This is a genomic window from Amycolatopsis sp. NPDC023774 (assembly GCF_040639695.1).
In the GTDB taxonomy this organism is placed as follows: domain Bacteria; phylum Actinomycetota; class Actinomycetes; order Mycobacteriales; family Pseudonocardiaceae; genus Amycolatopsis.
This window is the reverse complement of the sequence record NZ_JBFAAJ010000007.1, coordinates 222,761-244,462: the sequence shown is the minus strand read 5'-3', so window position 1 is coordinate 244,462 and position 21,702 is coordinate 222,761. Positions and strand designations below refer to the sequence as shown.

Here is a 21,702-nt window from a genome sequence, read left to right as displayed (position 1 = left end):
TTGTGCCCGGTGTCCGGAACGTCAATGCGGCATTCGGCGGAGAACGCGAGGTGGGGGATACAGTCGGGCGCATGTACGCGATCACGATCCGCGAACCCGGCGGTCCCGAAGTCCTCGAGTGGACCGAAGTCCCCGACCCCAGCCCCGGGCCCGGCGAAGTGCTGCTCGACGTGGCCGCCAGCGCGGTCAACCGAGCGGACCTGCTGCAGCGCCAGGGCAATTACCCGCCGCCGCCCGGCTCGAGCGAGACCATTGGCCTCGAGTGCTCCGGCACGATCGCGGAGCTGGGCGAAGGCGTCGAAGGCTGGCAGGTGGGCGACGAGGTGTGCGCGCTGCTCGCGGGCGGTGGCTACGCCGAGCGCGTCGTCGTGCCCGCCGGCCAGCTGCTGCCCGTGCCCGGCGAGGTCGAGCTGCTCGCGGCGGCCGGGCTGCCGGAGGTCGCGTGCACGGTGTGGGCCAACGTCGTGATGCACGCGAAGCTCACCGAAGGCCAGACGCTGCTGGTCCACGGCGGCGCGGGCGGCATCGGCACCCACGCGATCCAGGTCGGCAAGGCGCTGGGCGCGACCGTGGCCGTCACCGCGGGCTCGGCGGAGCGGCTCGACCGCTGCCGCCAGCTCGGCGCCGACATCACGATCAACTACAAGGAGCAGGACTTCGTCGAGGTCCTGCGCGCCGAGACCGAGGGCGCCGACGTCATCCTCGACAACATGGGCGCGAAGTACCTGCAGCGCAACGTCGACGCGCTGCGCGCCGACGGCCGGCTGGTGATCATCGGCATGCAGGGCGGGGTCAAGGGCGAGCTGAACATCGGCAGCCTGCTGGGCAAGCGCGCGAGTGTGTTCGCCGCCGGGCTGCGGTTCCGTCCGCTGGACCAGAAGGCCGCGATCGTCGCCGACGTGCGTGAACGCCTGTGGCCGCTGGTCGAGGACGGTTCGGTGAAGCCGATCATCGGCCAGGTCGTGCCGATGGCCGAGGCGGCTTCGGCGCACCGCATGCTCGAAGAGGGCTCGGTGTTCGGGAAGATCCTGCTGACCGCGAAGTCGTGACCTCGGGGGCTGCGCTGGCTTCTCCGGTCAGCGCAGCTCTTCCAGGACGCGCACGAGCTGGTTGATCTCGAAGACGTTGGAGTAGTGCGCCAGCCCGATGCGCACCGCTCCGCCCACCTCGCCGACGCCGAGCGACGCGAAGACCCCGGCCGATCCGTCGTCGGCGAAGGCGCAGAGGCCTTGCGACGCCAGGTACTCCGCGACTTCCGGCGCTTTCTTGCCCTGCACGGCGAACGCGAGCGCGGGGATGCGGCGCATGGCGTCGCCGATCACCATCACGTGGCGCAGCGAGCGGAGCTCGGTGGACAGCTGCGCGAGCAGGCCCGCGTGGTACGACTTGGCGGAGCCGAGCGACGTCACGAGCCTTTCGCGGCGTGAGCCGGACGCGGCGTCGTCGAGGCCGGCGAGGTAGTCGATCGACGCGACGAGGCCGGCGAGCAGCGGGTACGCGTGCGGGCCGAGCTCGAGGCGCGCGGCGCCGCGGGCGGCCGGGTCGAGCGAGGCGGAGGGGATGCGTTCGAGCATCTCTGGGTCGCGGAACACGAGCGCGCCCACGGACGGGCCGCCCCACGCCTGCGCGGAGACGACCATGACGTCGGCGCCCAGCTCCGCGAGGTCGAGCGGCACGAAGGGGGCCGCGTACGTCGCGTCCACCACCACGAGCGCGCCGACGCGCTTGGCGAACTCGATGACCGTGGGGACGTCGGGGCGCGTGCCGACGGAGCCTGACGCGAGCGTGACCGTGACGACTTTGGTGCGGGCGGACACGAGGTTCTCGTACTGCCACGCGGGCAGCTCGCACGTCTCGATGTCGATCTCGCCCCAGCGCACGACCGCGCCCACGCGCTTCGCGGCGCGCTGCCACGGCGCGAGGTTCGCTTCCTCGTCTAGCCGGGAAACCACGACCTCGTCGCCGATCGTCCAGCGCTCCGCGAGCGCGTCGACGAGGCGGCGCAGCATCACCGGCGCGCTCGGTCCGAGCACGACGGCGGCCGGGTCCGCCCCGACCAGATCTGCCACTGCCCGCCGGGCCGCGGTGACAATGCTCTCCGCGCGCTGAGAGGCCGGAAACGCTCCGCCCGGCCCGGACACCGGGGCACGCATGGCCGTCGAAACGGCCGAAGCGACCTGTTCCGGGACCAGCATTCCGGCGGCGCCGTCGAAGTGAATCCAGCCGTCACCCAGCGCGGGGAACAACCCACGGATACGAGCGACGTCGAACGCCATGGTGACACCGTACGGACGTGCGGTTTAGCGGTTACCGCGGGGTTGGCTCATGCGGCTACCCTCGGGGGCGACGCTGGCGTTTCTGATGGGATGGAGCACATGAGCGAGCCGAACTTCCGGCAGACTTCCGACGCCGAGTCGACCCCCCACGTGGTGGTCGTCGGCCCCGACGGGGTCCCAGTCGGGGGTGTCTCCTCGGCTGCGCCCGAGGGCGAGGAAGCCCCCGGCGAGCTGGTCGAAGAGCCGGCCAAGGTGATGCGCATCGGGACGATGATCAAGCAGCTCCTGGAGGAGGTCCGGGCGGCACCGCTGGACGACGCCAGCCGGAACCGGGTGCGCGAGATCCACCAGAACTCGGTGCGCGAACTGCAGGAGGCCCTGGCGCCCGAGCTGCGCGAGGAGCTGCAGCGCTTGGTACACCCGTTCACGGACGACTCGACTCCGTCGGATGCCGAGCTGCGGATCGCGCAGGCCCAGCTGGTGGGCTGGCTGGAGGGCCTGTTCCACGGGATCCAGACAGCCCTGTTCGCCCAGCAGATGGCGGCGCGCGTCCAGCTGGAACAGATGCGGCGCGGGTTGCCGGCGGGCTCGTCGGGTGCAGTGATGCCGGGTGGTCCTGGCGCTGACGGGCAGCGGCCTGGGATCAGTGGGACTGGGCAGTATCTGTGAGGTTTTGAGGTGTGACGTCTTGCCTGCGGCGGTGAGGCGTTGGCGATGAGGGGATCGTTCGTGCGCTGGGTGGCGTGCGAACGGTTCCTTCTTGCTGTTTCGGGGTGAGGAGCTTTCCGCGGTTGGTTGGTGGTCCGCGAGCGGTCCCTTCGTGCCATCGCTCGCGCCGCGAACGGTCCCTTCCCGCCACTGCCGGAGCGCGAACGGTCCCCTCATGCCGCACGGGCGGCCGCGAACGGTCCTCTCGCGCCGGCACTGCAGCGCGAACGGCCCCGGCGCGCGCCGCGTGCTGCGAAAGGTCCCCTCGCGCCACTGCCGAAGCACGAACCGTCCCCTCGCGCCGGCACTCCAACGCGAACGACCCCAGCGTGACGCCGCATGGTCGCGAAAGATCCCCTCGCGCCACTGCCGCAGCGCGAACCGTCCCCTCATGCCGCGGAATGCGTGCGAACGGTCCCTTCGCGCCGACAGTCCAGCGCGACGCCGCATGGTCGCGAACGGCCCCCTCGCGCCACTGCCGAAGCACAAGCAGTCCCCTCGCGCCGCACGGGCGGCCGCCAACGGTCTTCTCGCGCCGGCAACCGAGCTCGAAGGGACCGGCCATGCCAGGGGACGCGAACGGCCCCGCCGTGCCACGCAGTCGCGAGCCGTCCCGTCGTGCCACGCAGTCGCGAGCCGTCCCGTCGCGCCGAGGCCGTGGCGCGAGAGATCCCCTCACGCCGGCAACCGGGCCCGAAGTGACCGGACATGCCGGCGAGTGCGAACGGTCCCCTTGCGCCGCAGCGTGGTCGCGTGCGGTGACCGCGTGCCGTGGCCTGGTGCGAACGGTCCCTTCGCGCGGACGGCTGAGCGCGAAGGGGACCGTTCGCACCCCCCTCAGATGCTCCCGAAGAACTTCCGGATGTCACCGATCAGCGCGTCCGGTTGTTCGAGGGCCGGGAAGTGGCCGCCGGCCGAGAACGGGGACCAGTGGACGATCTTGTCGGTGCGTTCGGCGAGGGGGCGTAGCGGCAGGCCGATGTCGTCCGGGAACACCGCGACGCCGGTGGGGACCGTGGAAACGGGCAGGGGCGCGCCCCACGGGCCTTCCAGGGCGGCGTAGATGCGGGCGGACGAGTTGGCCGTGCCGGTGAACCAGTAGATCGCGACGTCGGTGAGGAGGTCGTCGCGGTCGATGAGGTCGTGGGTGGTGTTGGAGAAGGAGCGGAACTTTTCCGCGATCCACGCGAGTTGGCCGGCGGGTGAGTCGGTGAGGCCGTACGCAAGCGTTTGCGGCTTGGTGGACTGGATGATCGCGTAGCCGGTTCCGGTGTGCTGGAAGGCGCGGGACTTCGCCAACGACCGTTCGCCCAGTGATAGTTCGGCGCCGGTCAAGCCCGCCAGATCCGACTCCGAGCGCGCGACCGCGGTGGGCAGCATGGTGACGTGCACCCCGAGCACGCGCGAAGGGAACTGCACGCCGAGCTCGCGCGAGATCAAGGCGCCCCAGTCGCCGCCGTGGGTGCCGAAGCGGTCGTAGCCGAGGGTGGTCATCAGCGAAGCCCACGCTCGCGCGCCGCGGGCCGGGCCCCAGGCGCGGTCGCGCGTCGGACCGGAGAAGCCGAAACCGGGGATCGACGGGACGACCACGTGGAACGCTTCGCGGGGGTCCCCGCCGTACGCGCGCGGGTCGGCGAGCGGTCCGATCACGTCCAGGAACTCGACGATCGACCCGGGCCAGCCGTGCGTCAGCAGCAGCGGCGTGGCCCCCTCCTCGGGCGAGCGGACGTGGAGGAAGTGCACGTTCTCGCCGTCGATGGTGATGGTGAACTGCGGAAACGCGTTGATCCGCTCCTCGGCAGCCCGCCAGTCGAACCGCAGGCGCCAGTGCTCCGCCAGGTCCTTCACCTCGTCCACCGGAATACCCAGCTCCCACCCCACGCCCTCGGGCTGGTCCGGCCAGCGCGTCCGGGCAAGCCGTTCGTGCAGGTCGTCGAGGTCGGCTTGCGGGACGTGGACGCGGAACGGGGTGAGGGTCATGCCGAAAACGCTAGGACCCCTTGAGGACAGGTCCTGCCCTCGATCATCCACTCGTTCGACGAAGAATCCCGGCAGCAGGACGTCTTCGCGGCCCGGCGGCGGAGTGGCGATCCGCCCGCCGGCCCATTCGGTCCACAGCGCACCGAAGCCGCCCGGGAACACCCACCACTCGCCGCTGTCGAAGACGAGCACGGTCCATCGTTCGGTGACCCGGCAGTCCGCCAGAAGTAGTCGGCACCGTCGTCGTCGTACCCCGGGCAGCAGGCCGCCCGGCTCGGGCAACAGTGGGTACGGCACGGCGTCGGGAACCTGGCTGCGCCCGTGGGCGAACGACTCGAGCAGCGGCTTCGCGCCTTCGACGAGTTTCGCCCACTCGCTCACGACCAGCGGGTGCCGGATGGTGATCAGCTTGTCCAGGTACCGGGCCGGGTAGGCGTCGGCGCAGGCGCGGTGGGCGGCGCGGTGCCCAAGGCGGCTTCCACCGCCACCCATCGACGTCCTGCGGCGAGGCGTGGCCAGTGCCGAAAACGCCTGTCCCTAGCTCGAAGCGATGACGTCCAGGACCCGATCCGCCCCGAGTCCGTCCACAGTAGACGCGGCAACACTGGACAAAGAGGACCGCAGGCCGGCGTCGGACAGCAGCGAACCCAGCGCGGAAGTCACCTCAGGCAACCGATCCGCCAGAGAACCGGCGTCGCCGAGGCCCACCGCCAAGCCGCGGTCCACGGCGGCGCGGTAGCCGGGCGCCTGGTTGTCCACCAGTTGCACCGCCGCCGTCGGGATGCCGAGGCAGCAGAGTTCCAGGAAGGTGACCCCGGTGGCGCTGACGGCGACGTCCGTGGTGGCCAGCAGGTCGAGCAGCCCCGGGTGCGGGGCGGCGACTCGGATGGACTGGTCGGCAGACAGAACCGGCAGGGCGGGCTCGCCGCGGACGAGAGCGTCGGTGGAGAAGGGCAGCCCCGTGGCGGCGAGGGCGCGGAGGAGCAGGCTGACCGTTCCCGACCATTCGGCGCCGCCGCCCAGCACGACCGTGACATGGGGCGAAGGCGAAGCACCAGCAGAACGACGCGCCCGAGCAGCCAAGACCCCCGAGCGCAGCGGTGTGTATTCGATGCCGCGAAGCAGCACACCGGAACCATCCGCAGGGCGCGGCGCGGGCGAAAGCCCGGCGTCCACCACAACATCCGCGGGCCGGCGGCCAAAGGTGTCGTCCTCGAGGGACACCAGCAGCGCGCCCGCGGCGTTGACCTCGGCGCGCACGTCTCCCAGGGCGTAGTGGTCCACGAGGACCGCGTCGAAGTCCGAGGCCAGCGAAGCCCAGTCCGAAACCGGCAGAACCGGCACCGAGAGCGCGTCGAAGCGGGAGGCGAGCCATTCGGCGTTGTCAGTGGCACCCGCGAACGAGACGTCCCAGCCGCGGGCGACGGCACGCTCGGCGTACGCCACGACGCGCGCGATGTGGCCCGCGCCGATCACCGGGGACGCGTCGGCGCGGAGCAGGAGCTTCACTGGCCGAGCTTCTTCTGCTCGATGTGCGCATTCAAAGCCACCAGGTCCGGCCGGGAGCGCAGCAGCGAAACGACCGAACGCCAGGACGCGGGCCGGTCACCCAGAACCGAAACAACCGCCGCGAGCAGGTCCCAGTCCTCCGGAGTGTCGAGGGTGACGCGCAGGTCGTCGGCGGCCGGGCTCACCACGATGCCCGTGCACGAGTACCGCGAGGGCTGCCGGTAGATCGCCGACGTCACGTGCTCGCGATCCGGGCCCTCGGCAGTCTCGACCTGCTCCGCGAGCACCGAAGCCCGCACCAGTTCCGCGTCGAAGCCGCGCGGCAGCGTCCGGACGAGCGTGGTGCTGACGTAGTCCAGTGACGGCTCCGCGCGCCACACGGCCGCGAGCCGGCCGATCAGCGCGGGGTCGAGCAGTGGGCAGTCTGCGGTGAGCCGGATCACGGCGTCGGCCGGATAGGCGATCATGGCCACGCCGAAGCGAGCCACGACGTCGTCGAGCGGGCCGCGCGCGACCAGGGCGCCGCAGCGGGAAGCTTCGGCGGCGACGGCGTCGTCGTCAGGCGCATCCGAGGTGGCGACCACCACCTGGTCCACGCCGGGGGCGGCGGCCGCCGCGCGGACGACCCAGCCGAGCACACTGCGCCCGGCCAGGGGGCGCAGTACCTTGCCCGGCAGGCGCGTCGAGGAGGACCGGGCCTGGATCACGGCGTTGACGCCGAGGCCTTCACGCATGAGTGACATGATGGCCTGCGGCAACGCGCCGGAACCAAGAACCCCAACCGCGGAGGTCGTCGATGTCCGAGCTGGATGGCTCCAGCATCCTGCTCACCGGCGGGACCGGCTCATTCGGCAAGGCGTTCATCACCCACGCCCTGGCGGAGCTGAACCCCAGCCGGCTGGTCGTGCTCTCCCGCGATGAGCTCAAGCAGTACGAAGCACGCCAACTGTTCAACGACGACCCGCGGCTGCGCTGGTTCATCGGTGACGTCCGCGACCGCCGCCGCCTCGAGCGCGCCATGCACGGCGTCGACTACGTCGTGCACGCCGCGGCGCTCAAGCAGGTGGACACGGGTGAGTACAACCCGTTCGAGTTCGTCCAGACCAATGTGATGGGCTCGCAGAACGTCATCGAAGCCGCGATCGACACCGGCGTGAAGAAGGTCGTCGCGCTGTCGACCGACAAGGCGTCGAGCCCGATCAACCTCTACGGCGCCACCAAGCTGTGCGCCGACCGGATGTTCATCAGCGGCAACCACTACGCGGCCGCGCACGTCACGCGGTTCTCAGTGGTGCGCTACGGCAACGTGATGGGCTCGCGCGGCAGCGTGATCCCGTTCTTCCGCAAGCTCGCCGAGCAAGGCGAGTCGCTGCCGATCACGCACAAGGACATGACGCGGTTCTGGATCACGCTGCCGCAGGCCGTGCAGTTCGTGGTGGACTCGTTCGACCAGATGCACGGCGGCGAGCTGTACGTGCCGCGGATCCCGAGCATGCGGCTGGTCGACCTCGCGCAGGCCATCGCGCCGGGTTCGCCGATGCACGAGGTGGGCGTGCGACCGGGCGAGAAGCTGCACGAGGAGATGATCGCGCCTGACGACGCGCGCCGGACCGTTCAGCTTCCCGACCGGTACGTCGTGCAGCCGCACCTGGCGGGCTGGGGCTACGAGCCCCCAGCCGACGGCAAGCCGATGCCCGAAGGGTTCGCGTACCGCTCGGACACCAATGACCTGTGGCTCGAAGCGGACAAACTTCGCAAGCTGGTCGAGCAGTATGCCTGACTTTCTGCCCTACGGCCGCCAGTCCGTCACCGACGACGACATCGCCGCGGTCACCGCCGTCCTGCGCGGCGACTGGCTCACGACCGGTCCCGCCGTCGCGCGGTTCGAGGCCGACCTGGCCCTGCACACGGGCGGCGTCCCGGCGGTCGCGGTGACTTCGGGGACCGCGGCGCTCCACGTGGCGTACGCAGCGGCCGGCATAGGTCCGGGTGACGAGGTCGTGGCGTCGCCGATGACGTTCGTCGCCACCGCCGCCACCGCCGCGCTACACGGCGCGAAGGTGGTCTTCGCCGACGTCGAGCCGGACACCGGCAACCTCGCCGTCGAGGCCGCGGCAGCTCTCGTGACCGACCGCACGAAGGTGGTGGCCGCCGTCGACTACGCCGGCCACCCCGCTGAGCTCGACGCGCTGGCCGAAGTCGCGCACAGCGCGGGCGCGCTGCTGCTGGAAGACGCCGCACACTCTGTGGGCGGCAGCTGGCAGGGCCGCCCGGTCGGCTCACTGGCCGATCTGACGACGTTCTCGTTCTTCCCCACCAAGAACCTCACGACGGCCGAGGGTGGCGCCGTCGTCACCGCTTCGCCGGAGCTGCTGGGCCGCGCTCAGGCCTTCCGCAACCACGGCCTGGTGCGCGACAAGACGAAGCAGCGCCACCCGGACGAGGGCGGCTGGCACCAAGAGGTGCACGAGTTCGGCCTGAACTACCGCCTGCCCGACGTCCTGTGCGCCCTGGGCAGCAGCCAGCTCACGCGCTTGGCCGAGTTCAAGAAGCGCCGCGCCGAAATCCACGCGCGCTACAACGCGGCCCTGGCCGACGTCGACGGCGTCCTCACCCCGCCCTCGCGGCCCGGCGCCGACCCCGCCTGGCACCTCTACCCGCTGCGCGTCCGCGACGGCCGCCGCCGCGCGCTGTTCGACCACCTGCGCGGGGCGGGCATCGGGGTGCAGGTCAACTACATCCCCGCCTACTGGCACCCGGTCTTCGAGGACCTCGGCTACCGCCGCGGCCTGTGCCCGAACGCCGAGGCGTACTACGAGCAGGAGCTGTCGCTGCCGCTCTTCCCGTCCCTGACCGACGAGGATGTGGACCGGGTTGTGGACGGGGTGCGGAGCTTCTTCGGGAAGTGACTGTCAATCGGACGGCTGCGCCCATCCGGCCCGGCTATCGAACTAGTCCGGTTCGACGTGACCGCCGATGTCCTTGATCAGGCCGTCCGGATCGATGACCAGTCTCTGGACATGCAGAACACCCCGGTAGCCCGCGCAGAGTGCCTGAGGTGTCCTCCGGTGTCCCGCACGATCGCCGAGTGCCTGGAGATGACCGGGTCTTCCTCGCGCACACCCATGCGATCGCAGCCAACGCGTTCGACGCAACACCCCGATGTCAGGGCTTCTTCGAGGCCTGATCGCCGCCCCTCATCACCACCGCGTGCCACACCATCACCAGTGGCACCACGACCAGCTCCAGCACGATCGCCGCCCGGAACACCGGATGCGGCGCACCCACCCGCCGGGCCGAGATGAGCCGGGGCACGCCGCCGACGGCGGCGGTGCCGAGGACAACACGGGTGGTCGACGCGCGTTTTTCCGGGTGGCGGAGCGACCACCAGAGCGCGAGGCCCGCCGCGGTCCAGAACGTGTTGACGAAGCGGTATTCGCTGTCGACGCTGGGCGCGGCGTCGGCGCCGCCCGGGGCGCGTGCGGGGCCGCCCAAGATGCCGGTCAGGCCGCTGGCGACGGGGATCGCCCCGAGGACGCCGAGGACGGTCAGCAACGCCTTGCGCGACTTCACTCGTGCCATGCGGCCGAGACTAGATCAGGTCCCAGGTCAAAGCCGTGCCTTTTGCCGCGTCCACGCGGAAGGTACGGCCCAGCACCGTCGTGATCTCCGCCGGCGCCAGGCCGCCGGCGGGGCGGATGGACCGGACGTTCGCCGAAGTCACCTCGTCGCCCGCGCGGACGTCCGCCACGACGTACAGGGAGCGGCGCAGGCGAAGGCCTTCCTTCTCACTCTCGCGCGGGCCGATCACCGGGCGGCCGAGGGCCTCCCACGCCCGGTGGCTCTCGGTCACCAGCGCGGCCAGCTCGGCGGGCTCCAGTGAGAACTCCGAGTCCACGCCACCGTCAGCGCGCGCGAGCGTCACGTGCTTCTCGATCGCCACCGCACCCAGCGCTACGGCGGCCAGCGGCGCACCGATGCCCGGCGTGTGGTCCGACAGGCCGACGAGCGTGCCCGTGACGCCGGCGAGCACCGGTAGGCCGCGCAGGTTGCTTTCGGACGGCGAGGCCGGATAGCTGGCGGTGCAGCCGAGCACGATGAGCTGGTCGTTGCCGGCAGCGCGAGCGGTCTGCACAGCGGCGTCGATCTCCGCGATGCTCGCCATGCCCGTCGAGATGATGAGCGGCTTGCCGGTGCGGGCACACAAATCAACCAGCGGCAGGTCGACGATCTCCGAAGACGCGATCTTGTACGCCGGCACGTCGAGCGACTCCAGCAGCTCAACCGCCGTCGGGTCGAACGGGCTGGAGAACGCCTCCAGGCCGCGCGAGCGGGCGCGCTCGAAGATGGGTTCGTGCCATTCCCACGGGGTGTGGGCCTTTTCGTAGAGCTTGTACAGGTTTTCCCCACCCCACAAGGAATGCCCGTCGCCGATGCGGAAGGCGGGGCCGTCGACGTCGATCGTGATCGTGTCGGGGCGGTAGGTCTGGAGCTTCACCGCCTGCGCGCCGGTGTCTGCGATCGCGTCGACGATCGCCAGCGCGCGGTCGAGGTCGCCGTTGTGGTTGCCGGACATCTCGGCGATGACGAACGGCGGCCGGTCCGGGCCGAGCGTGTGGGCGCCGATGCGGACTTCGGACATGGGTGGCGTCCTCCCGGTGGTGCGCGTGCGAGTCACCCCCGAGTCTTGCGCAGCCACCGGAAGCCGTCCTCGGCGGGCGCCGACTCGACATACCCCGCGCGCTCGAACAACGCCGCCGAAGCCGCGTTTTCCTCGTGCACGGCGGCCAGAATCGCGTGCACTTCTTCACGCTCGATGAGCACGCGTTCGCCGAGCGTGAGCACCCCGAGGGAAAGTCCCCGCCCACGGCTCGCGGGGGCGAGCGTGATGCTGACTTCCCACTCCCCCGGCCGTTGCCGGTCGAACCGCACGGTCCCCACGGGCCCGCCGGCGTCGGAAACGACCAGCAGCAGCCGCTCCGGCGAAGCAAGCACGCCGCGCAGCCACCGCAGGTGATCGGCCGGCGCGATCACCCCGCTGGACCGCGACGCCTCCCGCGTGCGCGGGTCGTTGCGCCAGGCCAGCAGCAGCTCGGCGTCGGCCTCGGTGGCCTCACGAGCCGCGAGCGGGCTCACTGGGCCGACGGCGCCAGGCGGTTGTCCTCGAGGCGGCGCAGCCGATCCTCGTACCGCGCGATTCCGGCCAGCCGGACGCGGATTTGCGCGTGCTGGCGCTGGATCTCCTCGATCAGCGACCGCGACTCCGCGAGCTCGGCGCTGTCGGCGCGCGGCGTGATCGCCATCGACGCCCGCAGCGTCTCGAGCTGCGCCTCCTGCGCGGCGATGTGCGGGACGATCCGGTCGAGTTCGGCGCGCGTCCAGAGCAGGTCGCCGCGGGCCTGCTCGAGGCCCGACTCCGCCGCGTCGAGGCGGCGCCGGTGGTCCGCGGTCGCGTGCTCGAGGTCGTTCACACGGTGGTTCAGGTCGCGGACCGTGTCGCGCATGCGCTCTTCGATGCGGAAGTCGATGAGTCGGGCGATCCGGTTGATGAAGCCGGAGCGGAGTTTCTGGACTGCCATGGGGAACGGTTCCTTCGGGATTCGGAAAACTTGGGTCAGCGCAGCAGAACGGTGTCGCCGGTCCGGGTCCACGAGTCCAACAGCCTGCCCTCGGCGGCGATCTGGTGCTCAGGACCCACGATGCAGGAATCGCCGGCGGCGTGCTCCCACGAAGTCTGGTTCGGGTTGTCGATGAAGGAGAACCCGGTCAGGACCAGCTGCGCGTCGGGGAACGACGTGCGCGCGATCCACGCCGCGAGCGTGCCCGTGGTCGACCACGTCGGCTCCGTGCGCGTCGGCAGGCCCAGCGCGTCGGACAGCGGCAGCACGACCTCGCGGTTGGGCACCGGCACGAACCCCAGGTCGGCGGGCCACCAGCCCGGCAGCGCCTCCGGTTCCCAGTGCAGCCGGCCCGGCTCCACCAGGAGGTACAGCCTGCTGCGGTAGTCACGGAAAACGTGGCGAGTGGCCCGCACGGCGCGATTGAAGACCACCGCGTGGACCTTGCGCCCGGTCACCTCCGGACCTTCCGGCTCGTCGACGACGAACCCGTTGACGCGGATCACGAGATCGCAGTCGTCCACGGCCTTGGCCCGAGCCGGGTCCGGGTCCAGGGGCTGGTTGCCGACGACCGCCACTGACTTGGGGTCGGGACGATCGGCGTACGCCGCGAGGAGATCGACCATCAGGCTCGCCGCACCGAGAGCAGCAGTCATGAGGCAAGAAACTACCAGGACACACCGCGTGTTCGGTGCGGCATCGACAGGTCGGACGCACGCCTGGGCCGGGGCGTCCCGAGGACGAGACCTCCGATCGGTACCCTCGTCCACGTGCATGCCACCAGCACGGTCCACGTAGCCGAACCCGAGGTCTCGATGCCGATGCCACCTGCGTCGGACCGCAAGACGTTCTCCAGGGCGATCGCCGACATCAGGGAGGGTCTCGCAGCCCGCGAGCTGTGGACCCACCTCGGCTGGCAGGACATCAAGCAGCGGTACCGCAGGTCCGTGATCGGTCCGTTCTGGATCACGATCAGCCAGGGCGTGATCGCGCTCGGGCTGGGCTTGCTGTACTCGCAGCTGTTCAACACGCCGATCCAGGTGTTCCTGCCGTACCTGTCGACGGGTTTCATCATCTGGGGCTTCATCCAGGGCTGCCTGAGTGAAGGCATGGAGACGTTCATCGCGAACGAAGGGATGATCAAGCAGCTCCCCGCGCCGCTGAGCGTCTACGTGCTGCGGACGGTATGGCGCCAGACCCTGATGCTCGCGCACAACATGGTCGTGTACCTCGTGCTGCTGATCATTTTCTTCAACGCCCTGGACCAGCCGTACTCACTGGGTACCGAGCCGGGCTACCCCGAGGGTGCGTGCGCGCCGGATCTGTTCTGCCACCCCGGCCTGAGCTGGAACATCTTCCTCGCCATCCCGGGCTTTATCCTGCTGGCGCTCAGCGCCGGGTGGGCCGCGCTGCTGCTGGGCATCATCTCCACGCGCTTCCGCGACATCCCGCAGGTGATCAACTCCCTGATCCAGCTGCTGTTCTACGGCACGCCGATCGTCTGGCCGGTCGACCAGCTGCTCAACGGCGGGGCGCGCTCGGGCGCCTCGTGGGCGCTGCCGTTCATCAAGGCCAACCCGCTCTACCACTACATGCAGGTGGTGCGCGCGCCGCTGATCGGGCAGACCGTGGGCTGGACCAGCTGGGTCGTGGTGGGTGGCATCACCATCGTCGGCTGGGCGCTCGCGCTCGTGGCCATGCGCAATTACCGCTCTCGCGTTTCGTATTGGGTGTGACACATGGTCAGCATTGACGTTCACAACGCGTTCGTGGACTTCCCGATTTTCGACGCCAAGACGCGGTCGATGAAGAAGCGCGTACTCGGCAAGGTCGGCGGCAAGATCGGCACCGAGCAGAAGGTGCCGATCATCGAGGCGCTGCACGACGTGACCCTGAAGCTGCGCGAAGGCGACCGCGTGGGCCTGGTCGGCCACAACGGCGCCGGCAAGTCCACGCTGCTGCGCCTGCTCGCGGGCATCTACGAGCCCACCCGCGGCGCGGCCCGGATTTCCGGCAAGATCGCCCCGGTCTTCGACCTCGGCATCGGCATGGACCCGGAGATCTCCGGCGTCGAGAACATCATCATCCGCGGCCTCTTCCTCGGCATGACCGCCAAGGAGATGGAGAAGCGGGTGGACGACATCGCGGAGTTCACCGAGCTCGGCGACTACCTCCAGATGCCGCTGCGCACCTACTCCACGGGTATGCGCGTGCGGCTCGCGCTGGGCGTCGTCACGTCGATCGACCCCGAGATCCTCATCCTCGACGAAGGCATCGGCGCGGTCGACGCCGCGTTCCTCAACAAGGCCCGCGACCGCCTCAAGGACCTCGTGAAGCGCTCCGGCATCCTGGTCTTCGCGAGCCACTCCGACGAGTTCCTCTTCGAGCTGTGTGACTCGGCCATCTGGATGGACGAGGGCCACCTCAAGCAGCAGGGTTCGCTGCGTGAGGTCCTCACCTCCTACAAGGGCCGGGACCCGTTCGAGAACATGAGCCAGGAAGGCCTGGAGCGGCTCGGCATCGAGCCCGTGGGCACGAAGAACGGCGGGGAATGATGACCAGCGAGACCCAGCAGCTGCCCGAGGGCGCCGTCGTCGGCGTGGTGGTCACGCGCCACCGTCGTGAGCTGCTCGCGGACTCGCTGAAGATCATCGCCGCGCAGACCCGGCCCGTCGACCACCTCGTGGTGGTCGACAACGGCCCGGACCAGTCGGCGCGCGACGTCGTCGAGGCGTACCCGCTGTCGTACACATACCTGCCTTCGCACCGGAACCTCGGTGGCGCGGGTGGGTTCGCGCTCGGCATGCTCCACGCGCTCGCCCTCGGCGCCGAGTGGGTTTGGCTCGCCGACGACGACGGCCGTCCCGCCGACGAGAACGTGCTGCAGATCCTCTTGGAGGAAGCCGAAAAGCGCGGCCTCGCGGAGATCTCGCCGGTGGTGGCGAACATCAACGCGCCGGCCAAGCTCGCGTTCCCGTTGCGGCGCGGGCTCACGTGGAAGCGCTCGTCGGCGGAGCTGGGCACGGACTTCCTGCCGGGCATCGCGTCGCTCATGAACGGCGCGTTGTTCCGTGCGTCCACTTTGGACGTCACGGGCGTGCCGGACCTGCGCCTGTTCTTCCGCGGTGACGAGGTGGAGCTGCACCGCCGGCTCGTGCGCTCGGGGCTGCCGTTCGGCACTTCGCTGCGCGCGACCTACCTGCACCCCGACGGCTCGGACGAGTTCAAACCCATGCTGGGCGGGAAGTTCCACGCGCAGGACCCGGAGAACGAGGTCAAGCGCTACTACACCTACCGCAACCGCGGCTATCTGCTTTCGCAGCCGGGCATGCGCAAGATCGGTGCCCTGGAAGTGATCCGCTTCGGCCTGTACTTCGTGGGCGTGAAGCGCGACCCGAAGGCGTTCCTGCAGTGGCTGAAGCTGGTGCGCCAAGGCCGGGCGGAGAAGTTCTACCGCTACTGACTCACGACAACGGGCCCTCGACCAGTTCGAGGGCCCGTTTTCGTAGGGCTACTCCCCGATCACCGGCCGAGCGGCACGAAGGTCGGCGCCGTACTCGTCGTTCTCGTCCACATGGGAGAAGAAGCGCGAGCCGTCCGCCTCGTCCTCTTCGTAGCGAGCGGCGCCGCCGCCCATCCCCATCCCCATGCCGGCGCGGGCGGGTGCACCGCTCAAGCCGGGCGAAGCTCCCCCCGCTGCCGCACCTTCGCCCGGGCCGAAGCCGCCGCGGCTGAACTTGGACTGGTACTCCTCGTCGGCGCCGAAACCGCCGCCACCGGCGCCCATGCCGCCGCCCATCGGCATCGCGCCCATGGGCATGCCGCCGGCGCTCGAAGCGCCCGCGGCACCGGCCTGCTGCTGACCCGCGGCGGGCTCGAAGCTCGACGCCGTGGTGGCGGCGTTGGGGGCGGGCGGCACGTGGCCGGAGCCCGTGATCTGGCTCGGCGCAGCCGAAACCTGACCACCGGAGTCGGCGCCACCGCCGCCGTGGTGGTCGGTCGAGCTCGAAGCCGCGGGAAGGACGGCCGAGGCCGTGGACACGCTGCCCGTGCCGAACTTCGGCGGGTCCGCGAACACCGGCTGCTTCGACGCGGCCGAGTACAGCGAGTGGTCGTAGTCCGACATCGTCTGCGCGGCCTGCTCGTGGGCCGACTGGCTGGCCTGCTGCTTCTTCAGCGACTGGTCGACGGTGTCGCCCAGGTCGAACGGGCCGGCCGAAGTCCAGTGGGCCATCTCGTCGGTCCAGTCGAACGGGATCGGCTCGGTCATCGCATTGCGCGCGTTCTGCGCGGCCGTGCCCTGGTCGTCGACGGCCTGCGCGGCGAGCTTCGCGTTCTGCGCCGTGGCGTCGGCCCACGAGCCGAGCGTGGCGAAGTAGGCCTGCGCACTCTCGGCCGCGCTGCCCTCCCACGAGCCCTTGGACTTGTTCACGGCCTCGGTCAGCTGCGTCGCGAAGTCGTCGAAGGCCTTGGTGACCTCGGTGTACGCCGCGGCGACGTCCGCGACCTGCTTCGGGTCGAGGTTCGTGGTCACGAACTGCCGGAGCTGCTCGTGGGTGTGACCGAGGTAGTCGGCGTCGGACGGCTCGAGCCCCGGCTGCGGCGCGGTCATGCGAGGTCCCCCGTCTTGTGAGCGGCGTGCGCGTCGACGGCGCTGTCCTCACCGGTGCGGTAGACGCCACCGGCGCGGGCGAGTGCCTCGTCGGCCTGCGTCAGCACGTCGCGGAACTGCCCCAGCACCGACCGGACGGACCCGGTGTCCTGCGAGGCGGCCTTCAGGTCGTGGGCCGCGACCGCGTGCCCGTACGGGTGGCTCCCGAGCTGCGGGGCCTGGTCCAGCGCGGCCGTGGAGCCGGTCAGCCGGTCCACGCGCGTCACCATGTCGGCCAGCGCCTGGCGCAGGTCCTCGAGCGCTTCACCGGAGATGGTGAAGCTGCCCGACTTCGCGGCGTTCACGAGTTTCGTCGTCTCGGCCGCCGCTGCGGCGACGGCCTTCGGGTCCAGGCCGGCGACCTGTCCCGGCTCCACCAAGGTCATGACCCGAAGTCTACTGACGACCACGGCCGCGGTCAGGCGTTTGCGGAATACGCCTCCAGCTGCGTGAACAGCTGCTGGGCGAGGCGGTTGTCGTCGGCCGGCGCATAGGTGAGCCAGCGCTGCCCGTCGTCGGCGACGCGGGTGCTGAGCAGGTATCGGCCCAGCTCGGTGTCGAACCAGACCAGCGGCGGCTGCGCGCCGACGGTGAACTGCCCGACCCGCAGCCGCGGCTTCTCGAAGATCCGCTCGACGGACCTGAGCTGCGGGTTTCGCGGAGCGTTCGACGCGGCAAACGGGTCGTACCCGTCGCGACGGGGCTGCTTCGCCGGGCGCGTGATCGTCACGGACTGGCCGGGCGCCGCGGCCCCGGGCGGCAGCAAGTCGACCAGCGCGGGCACGAGGCCGGTCGGGCGGATCTGCTCGAAGACGAACATGCCGTTGTCCTGCTTCACCAGCACGGCCTGGTCGCCGGTGGACGCGACGCGGGCGAAGAGCTGTCCGTGGTCCAGCTGCGCCGTCGCGGTGACGACGAGGCAGCCGCGGGCGAACGTGGTGAGCGCCAGCTCCAGGTCGTCGTCGAGGTAACCGCGGTGCACCAGGCCCCGGTTGTCGAGGTCGCGCAGCACGGCGTCGCGCACGCCCGCGCGTTCCTGGCCGGTGATGCCGATGTGCGCCACCGTGAACGGCGCCGGTGTGCGGCCGAGACCCTGCCGCTCCAGCAGCAGGTCCACCGCCGCGGGTGACAACGTGAACGAGTACGGCATCGTCCGTCCTAGGTCGGGTTTCCGCGACGAAACGCTAGCCGACGCCGCGTGGGCGCCGCACCCGGACCGGCGAAGTGCTCTGCTGTGCGCGAACCCGCTTGCCGCCGGTGATCGAGCGCTGATGGCATGGAGCCATGGCTGATCCGAAACCCGCGCTCGTGCTGCACCTGTCCTCCGGTGGCGAACCGCTGATCTTCCCCCTCACGGCCGACGAATCCGCCGGCGTGGAGGAGAAGATCCCCGACCTGCTCAAGCACGGCGGGGTCCATTCCGTGCAGACGCGCGACGGCAACACCGTGTCGGTGAACTTCGCCCACATCGCCGCCGCGTACGTCGACGATCTGAGCCGGAAGGGGAAGTTCGGGCTGTCCGTCTAGCCCGCCGTTCTGGGGGACGTGCCACATCCAGGTCAGGGTCGAAACCACCCTGACCTGTCTTTTTTCCGCCCGAGTGCCGCTTGAGTGCCACGCACGTGCCATCGATGGCACACATCTGAGCCAGATTGGCATTGCAGTGGTGCCATGCGTGTGCCATAGTTGTGCCATGGACTTGACCACGTACGTCAGCAACCTCGGCCGCGAGTTCGCCACGCTGGCCGAAGCCGGTGGCGAGGAGTCGCGTGAGCTGGTCGAGCGGCTGACCGGGTCACTGGAGTCGGCGATCCGGATGACGCTGCTGGACGCGCTGTCGGCCGCCACCGACGAGATCACCCGCGAACTGGCTCCGGGTTCGGTGGAGCTGCGCCTGCGTGGCCGCGATCCGCAGTTCGTCGTGACCACGCCGCCGGCCGAGCCGCTCGAGCTCGCGGCCGAAGACCCGGCCACGGCCGCGGCTCCGGAGAGCGAGCTGCTCATCTCCGAAGAGGGCCCGGCCGCACGGATCAACGTGCGCCTGCCCGAACAGCTCAAGGCCGCCATCGAGGAGGTCGCGGGCAAGGAGGGGCGCTCCGTCAACGCCTGGCTCGTCCGGGCGGCCGCCACGGCCTTGCAGCGCAGCGACCGCGACCAGCGCGTCGAGCCGCCCAGCAGCGGCAAGCGGACGAAGCAGAGCTTCACCGGCTGGGTCCGCTAGCTCCGTTCAGCACCACTTCACCTCACGTCCCTGACCTGCGGGGACGGTTCACCGACACCAGTTCTGGAGACAGCCATGCCCAAATTCGAAACTCCCGACCCGATCTCCGTCACCGTCGACCTCAGCGTCGGCGACGTGCAGATCTCCGCGAGCGACCGGCTCGACACCGTCGTCGACGTCCGCCCGAGCGACGAGAACGACGAGTCCGACGTGAAGGCCGCGCAGCAGGTCCGCGTCGACTACACCAACGGCACGCTCACGATCACCGGCCCGAAGCGCACGTTCGACTTCTCCCGCAAGACCCGCGCGGTCGACGTGACCATCGAGCTGCCCACCGGGTCCGCGGTGAACGCCGAGCTGCAGGCGGGCGACTTCCGCACCGCCGGTGTCCTCGGCCGGAGCCGGTTCAAGACCTCCGCCGGCAACGCGCGGATCGACCGCACCGGCCCGCTGCACCTGTCCACTTCGGCCGGTCACGTGACCGTCGACGGTGTCGCGGGCAACGCCGAGATCTCCACCGGCACCGGCAAGATCCGGATCGGCGAGATCACGGGCATCGCGGTGGTCAAGAACTCCAACGGCGAGACCACGATCGCCTCCGTCGGCGGCGACGCGCGGGTGCGGTCGGCCAACGGCGACATCACCGTCGAACGCGCGGGCGCCGGGGTCGACGCGAAGACGTCGGCCGGGCTCATCCGCCTCGGCGAGATCGTGCGCGGCGCGGTGACGCTCGAAACCTCCATGGGGGACCTGGAAATCGGCGTCGCCGAAGGCACCGCGGCCTGGCTTTCCGTGACCACCGGCTTCGGCCACGTGCGCAACCTGATGGAGAACACCACCCGCCCCGAGGAAGCCGACGAGACCGTCGAGGTGCGCGGCCGCACCTCCTACGGCGACGTGATCATCCGCCGCGCCTGACTTTTCTTTCCAGCGAAGGGGAAACCATGACCAGTTACCACTCCCGGCCCGCGATCGCCGCGACCGGACTGCGCAAGTCCTACGGCGATCACGTGGTGCTCGACGGCCTCGACCTCACTGTCGAAGAGGGCACGGTGTTCTCGCTCCTCGGCGCGAACGGCGCCGGCAAGACCACCGCCGTGAAGATCCTGTCCACGCTGATCAACGCCGACGCCGGTGACGTGCGGGTGGCCGGGTACGACCTCGTCCGCGAACCCGACGCGGTCCGCGCTGCCATCGGCGTCACCGGCCAGTTCTCCGCCGTGGACAACCTGCTCACCGGCGAGGAGAACCTGCTGCTGATGGCAGATCTCAACCACCTCGGCCGGGCCGACCGCCGCCGCCGCACCGCGCAGCTGCTGGAGCAGTTCGACCTCGCCGAGGCGGGCAAGAAGCCCGCGTCGACGTACTCCGGCGGCATGCGCCGGCGGCTCGACCTGGCGATGACGCTCGTCGGCAGCCCGCGGCTGATCTTCCTCGACGAGCCGACCACCGGTCTGGACCCGCGCAGCCGCCGCAACATGTGGCAGATCGTCCGCGGTCTCGTGGCCGACGGCGTCACGATCTTCCTGACCACGCAGTACCTCGACGAGGCCGACGAGCTGGCCGACCGCATCGCCGTGCTCGACCACGGCCGGATCGTCGCCGAGGGCACCGCCGACGAGCTCAAGCGCCGCATCCCCGGTGGACACGTGCGCCTGCGCTTCGCCGACCCGCGCGGCCTCGACACGGCCATGAGCACGCTCGACGACGCGTCGCGCGACAACGACTCGCTCACCCTGCGCGTGCCCAGCGACGGCAGCCTGCGCTCGCTCAAGGCCCTCATCGGCCGGCTCGACGACCGGGCCATCGAGGTCGACGAGCTGTCCGTGCACACCCCCGACCTCGACGACGTCTTCCTCGCCCTCACCGGCAACCCCGCGACCGAGAACACCCACGAGAAGGTGACGACCCGATGAGCACTCTCACCGCGCCGGTTCCGGCCGGCCTCGAGTTCCAGCCGCTGCGCGACTCGGCGACGATGCTGCGCCGCAACCTCAAGCACATGCTGCGCTACCCGTCGATGACGCTGATGCTCGTCGGAATGCCGGTGGTCTTCCTGCTGCTGTTCGTGTACGTCTTCGGCGGCACGATGGGCGCCGGGATCGGCGGAGGCCGCGAGACCTATGTGAACTACGTGGCGCCGGCGATCATCCTGATGACCGTGACCGCCACCGTCCAGGGCACCGCGATCTCGGTCGCCATGGACATGACCGAAGGCGTGATCGCGCGGTTCCGGACCATGCACATCGCCCGCGTCTCGGTGCTGACCGGGCACGTGCTGGGCAGCGTGGTCCAGGCCGCGTTCACCCTCGCCATCGTCATCGGCGTGGCCCTTCTGGTCGGTTTCCGGCCCTCGGCCGGGCTCGGCGGGTGGCTGGCGACGGCCGGGTTCCTGCTGGTGGTGACGTTTGCGCTCGTCTGGCTGTCGGTCGCGCTGGGTCAGGTGAGCAAGAGCGTCGAGACGGCCAGCAACCTGCCGATGCCGCTGATCCTGCTGCCCTTCCTCGGCAGCGGCTTCGTGCCCACCGCTTCCATGCCGGCCGGGCTTCGCTGGTTCGCCGAGTATCAGCCGTTCACACCGATCATCGAGACCCTGCGCGGCCTGCTGATGGACAAGCCACTCGGTAACAACGCGTGGTTCGCCCTTGGGTGGTGCGCGGTGATCGCACTGGGTGGCTATCTGTGGTCGAAGCGCCTGTTCAACCGCGAATACGCGCACTGAGCCTTGCGGTTTGAAAC

Annotated in this window: 24 protein-coding genes; 12 read left to right on the top strand and 12 right to left on the bottom strand. The window is 70.2% G+C overall.

Annotation, left to right across the window (positions count from 1 at the left end):
• Positions 1–71: 71 nt before the first annotated feature.
• The gene (locus AB0F91_RS18775; protein ID WP_360598795.1) at positions 72–1,049 is read left to right on the top strand and encodes an NAD(P)H-quinone oxidoreductase; all 978 of its coding nucleotides are present in this window, start codon (positions 72–74) and stop codon (positions 1,047–1,049) included.
• 27 nt (positions 1,050–1,076) lie between these two features.
• On the opposite strand, the gene AB0F91_RS18770 is transcribed toward AB0F91_RS18775, so the two are convergent.
• Positions 1,077–2,276, bottom strand: a complete 1,200-nt coding sequence (locus tag AB0F91_RS18770; protein WP_360598794.1) for a cysteine desulfurase-like protein — start codon at positions 2,274–2,276, stop codon at positions 1,077–1,079.
• 90 nt (positions 2,277–2,366) lie between these two features.
• On the opposite strand from AB0F91_RS18770, the gene AB0F91_RS18765 reads away from it, so the two are divergent.
• On the top strand, positions 2,367–2,945 hold the full coding sequence (locus tag AB0F91_RS18765) for a bacterial proteasome activator family protein (RefSeq protein ID WP_360598793.1): 579 nt from the start codon (positions 2,367–2,369) through the stop codon (positions 2,943–2,945).
• An 876-nt stretch (positions 2,946–3,821) separates the two neighbouring features.
• Here AB0F91_RS18765 and AB0F91_RS18760 read toward each other — a convergent pair.
• The 3 genes from AB0F91_RS18760 to AB0F91_RS18750 all read right to left on the bottom strand — a co-directional run bounded on the left by AB0F91_RS18760 (position 3,822) and on the right by AB0F91_RS18750 (position 7,207).
• Positions 3,822–4,964, bottom strand: coding sequence for an epoxide hydrolase family protein (locus AB0F91_RS18760; protein WP_360598848.1), 1,143 nt, complete (start codon positions 4,962–4,964; stop codon positions 3,822–3,824).
• Between the two features lie 537 nt (positions 4,965–5,501).
• A complete protein-coding gene (locus tag AB0F91_RS18755; RefSeq protein WP_360598792.1) occupies positions 5,502–6,473 on the bottom strand; it encodes a spore coat protein in 972 nt (323 codons plus the stop codon).
• Complete coding sequence (locus AB0F91_RS18750; protein ID WP_360598791.1) at positions 6,470–7,207, bottom strand: NTP transferase domain-containing protein; 738 nt, start codon at positions 7,205–7,207, stop codon at positions 6,470–6,472. Before AB0F91_RS18750 ends, AB0F91_RS18755 begins: the two co-directional genes overlap by 4 nt.
• Positions 7,208–7,269: 62 nt before the next feature.
• Here AB0F91_RS18750 and pseB point away from each other — a divergent pair, with 62 nt between their 5' ends.
• Together pseB and AB0F91_RS18740 are read left to right on the top strand one after the other, a co-directional pair.
• A complete protein-coding gene (pseB, locus tag AB0F91_RS18745; RefSeq protein WP_360598790.1) occupies positions 7,270–8,253 on the top strand; it encodes a UDP-N-acetylglucosamine 4,6-dehydratase (inverting) in 984 nt (327 codons plus the stop codon).
• Positions 8,246–9,382 (top strand): aminotransferase class V-fold PLP-dependent enzyme, encoded by a 1,137-nt coding sequence (locus tag AB0F91_RS18740; RefSeq protein WP_360598789.1) that lies wholly within the window; start codon positions 8,246–8,248, stop codon positions 9,380–9,382. The genes pseB and AB0F91_RS18740 overlap by 8 nt, the downstream gene beginning before the upstream one ends.
• Positions 9,383–9,638: 256 nt before the next feature.
• On the opposite strand, the gene AB0F91_RS18735 is transcribed toward AB0F91_RS18740, so the two are convergent.
• From AB0F91_RS18735 to AB0F91_RS18715, 5 genes are read right to left on the bottom strand one after another with little or no spacing between them, the layout of a single operon-like run.
• A complete protein-coding gene (locus AB0F91_RS18735; protein ID WP_360598788.1) occupies positions 9,639–10,055 on the bottom strand; it encodes a DUF4345 domain-containing protein in 417 nt (138 codons plus the stop codon).
• Between the two features lie 10 nt (positions 10,056–10,065).
• Positions 10,066–11,115: a pseudaminic acid synthase gene (gene pseI, locus AB0F91_RS18730; protein ID WP_360598787.1), complete on the bottom strand. Its 1,050-nt coding sequence runs from the start codon at positions 11,113–11,115 to the stop codon at positions 10,066–10,068.
• A 32-nt stretch (positions 11,116–11,147) separates the two neighbouring features.
• The gene (locus AB0F91_RS18725; protein ID WP_360598786.1) at positions 11,148–11,609 is read right to left on the bottom strand and encodes a GNAT family N-acetyltransferase; all 462 of its coding nucleotides are present in this window, start codon (positions 11,607–11,609) and stop codon (positions 11,148–11,150) included.
• On the bottom strand, positions 11,606–12,052 hold the full coding sequence (locus AB0F91_RS18720; protein ID WP_360598785.1) for a hypothetical protein: 447 nt from the start codon (positions 12,050–12,052) through the stop codon (positions 11,606–11,608). Before AB0F91_RS18720 ends, AB0F91_RS18725 begins: the two co-directional genes overlap by 4 nt.
• A 35-nt stretch (positions 12,053–12,087) precedes the next feature.
• Positions 12,088–12,717: a hypothetical protein gene (locus AB0F91_RS18715; RefSeq protein WP_360598847.1), complete on the bottom strand. Its 630-nt coding sequence runs from the start codon at positions 12,715–12,717 to the stop codon at positions 12,088–12,090.
• Between the two features lie 144 nt (positions 12,718–12,861).
• Between AB0F91_RS18715 and AB0F91_RS18710 the strand changes: the two genes are divergently transcribed.
• The 3 genes from AB0F91_RS18710 to AB0F91_RS18700 are packed head-to-tail and all read left to right on the top strand — an operon-like array spanning position 12,862 to position 15,554.
• Complete coding sequence (locus AB0F91_RS18710; protein ID WP_360598784.1) at positions 12,862–13,827, top strand: ABC transporter permease; 966 nt, start codon at positions 12,862–12,864, stop codon at positions 13,825–13,827.
• Between the two features lie 3 nt (positions 13,828–13,830).
• Positions 13,831–14,646 (top strand): ABC transporter ATP-binding protein, encoded by an 816-nt coding sequence (locus tag AB0F91_RS18705; protein WP_360598783.1) that lies wholly within the window; start codon positions 13,831–13,833, stop codon positions 14,644–14,646.
• On the top strand, positions 14,646–15,554 hold the full coding sequence (locus AB0F91_RS18700) for a glycosyltransferase family 2 protein (protein WP_360598846.1): 909 nt from the start codon (positions 14,646–14,648) through the stop codon (positions 15,552–15,554). Before AB0F91_RS18705 ends, AB0F91_RS18700 begins: the two co-directional genes overlap by 1 nt.
• A 48-nt stretch (positions 15,555–15,602) precedes the next feature.
• Here the strand turns inward: AB0F91_RS18700 and AB0F91_RS18695 are convergent, their stop codons facing one another.
• Genes AB0F91_RS18695 through AB0F91_RS18685 form a run of 3 tightly spaced genes read right to left on the bottom strand, consistent with a single transcriptional unit; the run spans position 15,603 to position 17,892 of the window.
• The gene (locus tag AB0F91_RS18695; RefSeq protein ID WP_360598782.1) at positions 15,603–16,703 is read right to left on the bottom strand and encodes a hypothetical protein; all 1,101 of its coding nucleotides are present in this window, start codon (positions 16,701–16,703) and stop codon (positions 15,603–15,605) included.
• Entirely contained in the window at positions 16,700–17,128 is a 429-nt protein-coding gene (locus tag AB0F91_RS18690) for a hypothetical protein (protein WP_360598781.1), read from the bottom strand. Before AB0F91_RS18690 ends, AB0F91_RS18695 begins: the two co-directional genes overlap by 4 nt.
• A 32-nt stretch (positions 17,129–17,160) precedes the next feature.
• A complete protein-coding gene (locus AB0F91_RS18685) occupies positions 17,161–17,892 on the bottom strand; it encodes an ESX secretion-associated protein EspG (protein ID WP_360598780.1) in 732 nt (243 codons plus the stop codon).
• Between the two features lie 134 nt (positions 17,893–18,026).
• Here AB0F91_RS18685 and AB0F91_RS18680 point away from each other — a divergent pair, with 134 nt between their 5' ends.
• From AB0F91_RS18680 to AB0F91_RS18660, 5 genes are all read left to right on the top strand, one after another.
• Positions 18,027–18,269, top strand: a complete 243-nt coding sequence (locus tag AB0F91_RS18680; protein ID WP_360598779.1) for a hypothetical protein — start codon at positions 18,027–18,029, stop codon at positions 18,267–18,269.
• Positions 18,270–18,435: 166 nt separating this feature from the next.
• Positions 18,436–18,963: an Arc family DNA-binding protein gene (locus tag AB0F91_RS18675; RefSeq protein WP_360598778.1), complete on the top strand. Its 528-nt coding sequence runs from the start codon at positions 18,436–18,438 to the stop codon at positions 18,961–18,963.
• Between the two features lie 75 nt (positions 18,964–19,038).
• Complete coding sequence (locus AB0F91_RS18670; protein ID WP_360598777.1) at positions 19,039–19,881, top strand: DUF4097 family beta strand repeat-containing protein; 843 nt, start codon at positions 19,039–19,041, stop codon at positions 19,879–19,881.
• Between the two features lie 26 nt (positions 19,882–19,907).
• Positions 19,908–20,879: an ATP-binding cassette domain-containing protein gene (locus AB0F91_RS18665; RefSeq protein ID WP_360598776.1), complete on the top strand. Its 972-nt coding sequence runs from the start codon at positions 19,908–19,910 to the stop codon at positions 20,877–20,879.
• Positions 20,876–21,685, top strand: coding sequence for an ABC transporter permease (locus AB0F91_RS18660; protein WP_360598775.1), 810 nt, complete (start codon positions 20,876–20,878; stop codon positions 21,683–21,685). The genes AB0F91_RS18665 and AB0F91_RS18660 overlap by 4 nt, the downstream gene beginning before the upstream one ends.
• Positions 21,686–21,702: the final 17 nt, after the last annotated feature.

What these genes read in the sequence shown, in the direction of transcription:
- AB0F91_RS18765 (WP_360598793.1), top strand. Translation starts at nt 2,367, where the DNA reads ATGGAGCACATGAGCGAGCCGAACTTCCGGCAGACTTCCGACGCCGAG.
- AB0F91_RS18695 (WP_360598782.1), bottom strand. Translation starts at nt 16,703, where the DNA reads ATGACCGCGCCGCAGCCGGGGCTCGAGCCGTCCGACGCCGACTACCTC.
- AB0F91_RS18770 (WP_360598794.1), bottom strand. Translation starts at nt 2,276, where the DNA reads ATGGCGTTCGACGTCGCTCGTATCCGTGGGTTGTTCCCCGCGCTGGGT.
- pseI (WP_360598787.1), bottom strand. Translation starts at nt 11,115, where the DNA reads ATGTCCGAAGTCCGCATCGGCGCCCACACGCTCGGCCCGGACCGGCCG.
- pseB (WP_360598790.1), top strand. Translation starts at nt 7,270, where the DNA reads ATGTCCGAGCTGGATGGCTCCAGCATCCTGCTCACCGGCGGGACCGGC.
- AB0F91_RS18715 (WP_360598847.1), bottom strand. Translation starts at nt 12,717, where the DNA reads ATGGTCGATCTCCTCGCGGCGTACGCCGATCGTCCCGACCCCAAGTCA.
- AB0F91_RS18750 (WP_360598791.1), bottom strand. Translation starts at nt 7,207, where the DNA reads ATGCGTGAAGGCCTCGGCGTCAACGCCGTGATCCAGGCCCGGTCCTCC.
- AB0F91_RS18775 (WP_360598795.1), top strand. Translation starts at nt 72, where the DNA reads ATGTACGCGATCACGATCCGCGAACCCGGCGGTCCCGAAGTCCTCGAG.
- AB0F91_RS18670 (WP_360598777.1), top strand. Translation starts at nt 19,039, where the DNA reads ATGCCCAAATTCGAAACTCCCGACCCGATCTCCGTCACCGTCGACCTC.
- AB0F91_RS18705 (WP_360598783.1), top strand. Translation starts at nt 13,831, where the DNA reads ATGGTCAGCATTGACGTTCACAACGCGTTCGTGGACTTCCCGATTTTC.
- AB0F91_RS18740 (WP_360598789.1), top strand. Translation starts at nt 8,246, where the DNA reads ATGCCTGACTTTCTGCCCTACGGCCGCCAGTCCGTCACCGACGACGAC.
- AB0F91_RS18720 (WP_360598785.1), bottom strand. Translation starts at nt 12,052, where the DNA reads ATGGCAGTCCAGAAACTCCGCTCCGGCTTCATCAACCGGATCGCCCGA.
- AB0F91_RS18660 (WP_360598775.1), top strand. Translation starts at nt 20,876, where the DNA reads ATGAGCACTCTCACCGCGCCGGTTCCGGCCGGCCTCGAGTTCCAGCCG.
- AB0F91_RS18700 (WP_360598846.1), top strand. Translation starts at nt 14,646, where the DNA reads ATGACCAGCGAGACCCAGCAGCTGCCCGAGGGCGCCGTCGTCGGCGTG.
- AB0F91_RS18735 (WP_360598788.1), bottom strand. Translation starts at nt 10,055, where the DNA reads ATGGCACGAGTGAAGTCGCGCAAGGCGTTGCTGACCGTCCTCGGCGTC.
- AB0F91_RS18665 (WP_360598776.1), top strand. Translation starts at nt 19,908, where the DNA reads ATGACCAGTTACCACTCCCGGCCCGCGATCGCCGCGACCGGACTGCGC.
- AB0F91_RS18680 (WP_360598779.1), top strand. Translation starts at nt 18,027, where the DNA reads ATGGCTGATCCGAAACCCGCGCTCGTGCTGCACCTGTCCTCCGGTGGC.
- AB0F91_RS18685 (WP_360598780.1), bottom strand. Translation starts at nt 17,892, where the DNA reads ATGCCGTACTCGTTCACGTTGTCACCCGCGGCGGTGGACCTGCTGCTG.
- AB0F91_RS18675 (WP_360598778.1), top strand. Translation starts at nt 18,436, where the DNA reads ATGGACTTGACCACGTACGTCAGCAACCTCGGCCGCGAGTTCGCCACG.
- AB0F91_RS18690 (WP_360598781.1), bottom strand. Translation starts at nt 17,128, where the DNA reads ATGACCTTGGTGGAGCCGGGACAGGTCGCCGGCCTGGACCCGAAGGCC.
- AB0F91_RS18760 (WP_360598848.1), bottom strand. Translation starts at nt 4,964, where the DNA reads ATGACCCTCACCCCGTTCCGCGTCCACGTCCCGCAAGCCGACCTCGAC.